Below are 6,000 nucleotides of genomic sequence, written 5' to 3'. Positions count from 1 at the left end.
ATGAACCAGAAGTCGAACCGTTATTAGGTACGGATATTGAAATTTAACGAGGATGCCGGAGCCGAACTCCGGCTAGATCACTGAAAAACGCAAAATCTCAGAGTCCCAAAGCTGCGGCCGGTTTGAACGATTTTGGAAAAAGAAAAAGCGCATCTTTTACGATGCGCTTTTCAGAATTCTGGCTCCCCGAGTTGGACTTGAACCAACGACCTGCGGATTAACAGTCCGTCGCTCTACCGACTGAGCTATCGGGGAATCGTGAAATTGTCGTTTTCTCTGAGGAAAACAAAACCGCTTTCGCGGCTCTAGTTTTTGATTGGCTCCCCGAGTTGGACTTGAACCAACGACCTGCGGATTAACAGTCCGTCGCTCTACCGACTGAGCTATCGGGGAATCAACAAGACGAGACTATATACAAGTTTTTGAAGTCGTGCAAATCAAAAACTCAAATTTTTTTCATTCTTTATCGTTTTTATATTGCCTCTTATTTGAACTCTTTGATTCAAAAGGAAATTTAAAAATGTAAAAAGGCTCCGATTTTTTCGGAGCCTTCCGTAGAAACGAGTAGTTTCGGGCTTAGAGCACTTCTTTAATGGCTTCTGCTGTGTATTTCACGTTGTCTTTGTTTAAAGAAGCAACGCACATGCGGCCGCTCTTAACGATGTAAACACCGAATTCGTCTTTCAGACGCTGAACCTGTTCGGGGTTCAGACCGGAGAAAGAGAACATGCCTTTCTGCTGCGTGACGAAGTCAAAGTCTTTCTTGGCGCCGAGTGTTTTGAGTTCAGCGGCCAGGTTCTTGCGCATTTCCTTGATGCGTTCACGCATTTCGCTCAAGTCTTCATGCCACTGAGTCATCAGTTTCGGGTCGTTGAGAACTTGGGCAACAATCTTTGCACCGTGAGCGGGAGGATTGGAGTAGTTGGCGCGAATCAAAGCCTTCAGTTTGCTCATGACGCGGGATGCTTCTTCCTGGTCTTTGCAGACGACAGTCAGAGCACCGATACGTTCGCCGTAAAGCGAGAAGGACTTGGAGAAAGAGCTGGAAACGAAGAAGGGGATTCCGGCGTCGGCAAATTGACGGATGGAACCGGCGTCTTCTTCAAGACCGTCACCGAAGCCTTGGTAAGCGATATCGAGGAACGGAATCAGCTTGTTCTTAACGCAGACGTCAACAACCTGGGCCCATTGTTCTTGAGTCAGGTCATAGCCTGTGGGGTTGTGGCAGCAGGCGTGCAGGATCACAACGGTATTTTCTTTCAAACCGCTGAGGCTTTTAAGCATGGCAGGGACGTCGACACCGTTGTTTTCTTTGTCATAGTACGGATACTTGCCGACCTTGAAACCGGCCTGTTCAAAAATCGCAACATGGTTCTGCCAAGTCGGCGTGCTGACCACAGCTTCCGGATCTTTGAGAATGGCTGCAAGGAAGTCTGCGCCGACTTTAAGAGCACCGGTTCCGCCGAGAGATTGGACGGTAACGGCACGTTTTTCTTTGATGATCGGAGAATCGGCACCGAAAATCAGTTTCTGAACCCCGGAAGTGAAGGCAGGAATACCGGAAATCGGCAGATAGGTGTGCGGTTCGCCGGCTTCAAGAATTCTCTTTTCGGCTTCGGCAACGACGCGCAGCAGAGGTACTTTGCCGTCTTCAGTGCTGTAGACGCCGATACTCAGATTAACTTTTTTGTCGCGGGGGTCGGACTTGAAAGCTTCGTTGAGGCCGAGAATGGGATCGTCGGGAGCTTGTCCGACAACATCAAAGATGGATTTGGACATGAGATTCTCTAGAGGTGTTAAAAAATGTCAATTACTTAGCCTAATTCAAAATTGGCGGCAAAATCGTTTTTCTAACGAAATATTTAAACTCCTGAATCTGTGAGACCGCAAATAAAAAGGACCGCCGCACCGGGCAGTCCTTTAACTGAGAGCAAATTGCTATCAAGCTTCGTTGCTGGCGAATCTAGGTGCAATCAGTCCCCAAAGCGTCCATCCGAGGAATGTGGCTAAAGAGCCGTAGAAAACTTCTGTGATTCCGGTAGAGAAGAGTGCGTAGAAGCTGTAGACGGCGCCGATGATTGCAATGACGTTGTAAAGTTTGGCCTTGGAGGGCTCCACTTTTGCGACTTTCATGATGACGGCAACAGCCGCCATTGACAGCAGATAAGGCATGATATTGGTTACTACGGCGAGATCTACCAACCGGTTGAATTGTTTGAACAGTTCGGGGCTAATCGTCATGAAACAAAAGCCGGTTTGAATGGCCGTAATGATAATCATACCGAGCACTGGAGCTTTCCATTTGTTGACTTTAGCAAAGCACTTCGGGAAGAAACCGTCGATTGCAGACTGCTGAAATACCTTAGCAATCGTGAACTGCCAACCCAGTGTAGAGCCTGCGCAGGAAAGAACAAGGAGGAAAGTGACGATCTTGCCGATGGTAGAGTTGAACATCATGGTAAAGGTCAGGCCGAAGGGAGCGTTTGATTTAACCAACTCGGCATTCGGAACGATACCCGCGATGATATTGGTGGAGACAATATAGATAATAGCAACACCAATGGTAGCGGCCAGCACGGCAATAGGAACATTCTTCTCGGGATTGTCAACGGCATCACTGTTGGCACAGGCGCTCTCAAGTCCTAAGAAGGCCCATAGCGTCATAGAGATTGAAGCCCCGACAGCGGAGAAGAAAGGTTCGTTGTGCGGATTCCAGGCTTCGACATACATCGTAGGACTGAACCAGAACCAGCCGATAACGGTTAAAAGCAACACGGGAAGGATGACGCACCAAACAGCTAAGGCACTAAATTTTCCGGTGAGCGAGGCCCCCATAAAATTTGCGGACGTACAGATCCAAAGTACGACAATCGTAGAAAGGCAAACTTGAACCGGGGTTAGTTCAATTTCCAAAAATTCGGCTCCATAGCCGACACAGGTAATCGCGATAGCGATGTTGGCAAAAAGAAGCGAAACACCATAAGTGTAGTTAGCCATGAAGTTGCCGGCTTTGCCGAAGGCATATTCAGAATAGCCGCCCATACCCGGACGTTTACTAAACATGCCGCACTTGGCAAAGGCATAGGCTAAACACAAGGAGCCCACGGCAGTGATGAGCCAGGAAAGAATAGAAATTGTTCCAATTTCAGCCAGTTTGGTCGGCAGCATGACGATGCCGGAGCCCATCATATTAATAGCAGTGAGAAGAGTCAGCTGAGTGACTGACATCTTGGTACGGTTTTGCTGAGACATAAAAATATCCTCAAGTATGTTCTGTGTAGAGAGGCAGCGCGGAAGCGCGAGCTTCCGCGCACGCGGCTTATTTACCTTTAGCAGTCAGACGTTCGACAGCATCTTCTTTTAGTACATAGCAGTAAACTTGTTTACCGCCCCTGCCGTTGTCTTCGACATAAACACCTTGAAGTTCGGGTGCAAATCCAGGCATCCGTCCCATGGCTTCCTGCCAAGCTAAGAAATACTTGAGCACGGGTCCGCCCCACACTTCACCCGGGAAGCAGCACAAGACTCCCGGTGGGTAGGGCAGAGCGCCTTCAGCAGCAACTCTTCCTTCCGCATCTTCCAGACGGACGAGCTCGGCTTGGCCGCGCAGGAATGCAAAGTGGGCTTCTTGAGGATTAATGACGCTCTTAGGCATGAATTCTGTACGGAACATTTCCTTTTGAATCTCTTTAATATTCCGCTCCTTGTAGAAGTCATGCATTTCTTGGCAGAGCTGACGGATGGAATAGTTGCGGTAGCGAGATTCGTAAGCTTTGTAAAGATTGGGCAGAACCTCTTCTAAGGGAGCGTCATCATCGAGGTATTTTTCAAAGCGAGCGATCTGGCTAACCAGGTGATCCATTTTTTCTTTATTTTCTGCGGGAGTCATGAGGAAAAGAATGGAATTGAGGTCGTTCTTTTCGGGGATGATGCCGTTATCGCGCAAGTAATTAGCCAAAATCGTTGCCGGAACGCCAAAATCTTCGTATTCGCCGGTCTCAACATCGATGCCCGGAGTCGTCAGCATAAATTTGCAGGGATCTACAAAATATTGGTTCTCCCCATATCCCTCGAAAGAATGCCATTTCTGACCCGGAACAAATTTGAAGAATTCCAGGTCTTGGGCAATCAAATCCGTTGGGTAAGACTTCCAATCGGAGCCGCGAACTTTAGAAGGAATAAACGGTTTGATGTAATGACAGGTTTCAAGCAGTAATTTGCGAGCATCAACAACTGTCTTAACGCAGTCAGCCCAAAGTCTACGGCCGGCTTCTCCTTCTTGCATTTTTGCGTTGACGTCCAAGGAAGCAAACAGCGGGTAAAACGGACTGGTTGATGCATGCATCATGAAAGCGTTATTCAACACTTTGTGAGGAATATAGCGGTCTTGTCCCTTAATGTGAGAGTCCTTTTTGTGAATTTGTGAAGTCTGAGAAAAACCAGCTTGCTGCTTATGAACGGACTGAGTGACGAAGATGCCGGGGTCTTCCGGTCCTAACTCCAGAAGAAGCGGGGAACAGTCACGCATCATTGGAATGAATTGCTCGTAGCCTACCCATGCGGAGTCGAAGAGGATGTAATCACAAAGGTGACCGATTTTGTCCACAACTTGTCGAGCGTTATAGATCGTGCCGTCATAAGTGCCGAGTTGGATGACTGCAAGACGGAAGGGGCGCTTGGCATCCGCTTTTTCAGGACATTTTTCTCTAACTAGGCTGCGGAGATACTCTTCGTCAAAACATTTTTCGTCAATGCCGCCGATAAATCCGAAGGGGTTGCGGGCAGTTTCAAGATAAATCGGAGTAGCGCCGGCTTGCAACAGAGCTCCGTGGTTAATTGACTTGTGGTTGTTTCGATCATACAAAACCAAGTCACCGGGAGTTAAAGCCGCATTTAATACAACTTTGTTAGAGGCGGAGGTTCCGTTCAAAACGAAATAAGTCTTATCGGCATTGAATACCTTAGCGGCAGCTTTTTGAGCGGTTAGCGGTGCACCTTCATGAATTAAAAGGTCGCCCATCGCAACGTCAGCATTGCAAAGGTCAGAGCGGAAAAGCTCTTCACCGAAAAAGTCATAGAATGCGCGGCCGGCCGGATGGCGGCGGAAGTATGCGCCTCCCTGATGTCCCGGGCAGTCAAATTGGGACTTTCCTTTGTATACGTATTGGGCGAGGGCACCGAAGAAAGGAGGAAGGAGTTTGTCTTCGTAGCGTTTGGCAGCTTCATCGATTTGACGGCCGAAAAGACGTCTGTCTGTGAGGTCATCGTTGATCACACCGACCACGTGACCGACGAGTTCTTCAGGAGTGGTGTCTTCATCGCGGAGATAAAGAAAAACGGGGATTTCCAAGGCGGTGGCATTAACCTTGTTTAATCCGCCTTTCCGATAGTCTTCAATGTCGATAACAACAGCGGAGACTTCAGTAAAGTCAGCATTTGAGAGGCAAACGACTTCACGTTCAACCTGAAGTTTATCTTTTAGTAATGCAGAAGCTGCGACTTTAAGTTTTTGCATAATAGTAGTCCTCCGGATTTATTTAATAAGGTGAATAAATCCGCAACATAATTAAATGAATTGTGGATTGGCTCTTCTCGGCAACAAAACCCCCTGGACAAGCGCTAAAAAGGCTTGAGCACTAAGAGACTTTTCGGAAGAAATTTAGAGAAAAGCAATTCGAGCCGAACCGATAAAGAATCGGCCGGAGGACTAGATGTCGGATTCGGAGAGGAATTTATTGAAGGAGAAGCAATCACGCATCGTAAACCGCGTGAGGTGTAACGTGCGGCGCATGCCTATATTAAATAGGCACTTGCCAATGTTAAATATACACATAGCAGTAATCCCAATTGTCGTGTCTGTCAAACAACAGACATAAGCATTCTGACAGCAAAATTTCTAGAAGTCAATAGATTGTTACGAAATTTAGAAAAGATGAAAATTCTTATAAATTAGCTAATTAGCAAAAAATAAACTCAAAATGGGATTTTATAATTAGAGGG

General features: G+C 47.3%; 3 protein-coding genes and 2 tRNA genes. All 5 read right to left on the bottom strand.

Annotation, left to right across the window (positions count from 1 at the left end):
* Nucleotides 1-179 precede the first annotated feature (179 nt).
* The 5 genes from ACZND6_RS00820 to speF all read right to left on the bottom strand — a co-directional run bounded on the left by ACZND6_RS00820 (nt 180) and on the right by speF (nt 5,515).
* Nucleotides 180-255, bottom strand: a tRNA-Asn gene (locus tag ACZND6_RS00820).
* 62 nt (nt 256-317) lie between these two features.
* Nucleotides 318-393: transfer RNA gene (locus ACZND6_RS00815), tRNA-Asn, on the bottom strand.
* Nucleotides 394-576: 183 nt separating this feature from the next.
* Nucleotides 577-1,779 carry an amino acid aminotransferase gene (locus tag ACZND6_RS00810; RefSeq protein ID WP_300874295.1) on the bottom strand — a complete coding sequence of 401 codons (1,203 nt, stop codon included), beginning with the start codon at nt 1,777-1,779 and terminating at the stop codon, nt 577-579.
* 162 nt (nt 1,780-1,941) lie between these two features.
* The gene (gene potE, locus ACZND6_RS00805; RefSeq protein WP_293737121.1) at nt 1,942-3,252 is read right to left on the bottom strand and encodes a putrescine-ornithine antiporter; all 1,311 of its coding nucleotides are present in this window, start codon (nt 3,250-3,252) and stop codon (nt 1,942-1,944) included.
* A 67-nt stretch (nt 3,253-3,319) separates the two neighbouring features.
* On the bottom strand, nt 3,320-5,515 hold the full coding sequence (gene speF / locus ACZND6_RS00800; RefSeq protein ID WP_008811456.1) for an ornithine decarboxylase SpeF: 2,196 nt from the start codon (nt 5,513-5,515) through the stop codon (nt 3,320-3,322).
* Nucleotides 5,516-6,000: the final 485 nt, after the last annotated feature.

It is taken from the genome of Parasutterella sp., from assembly GCF_057870745.1.
This window is presented reverse-complemented; position numbering and strand designations above follow the sequence as displayed.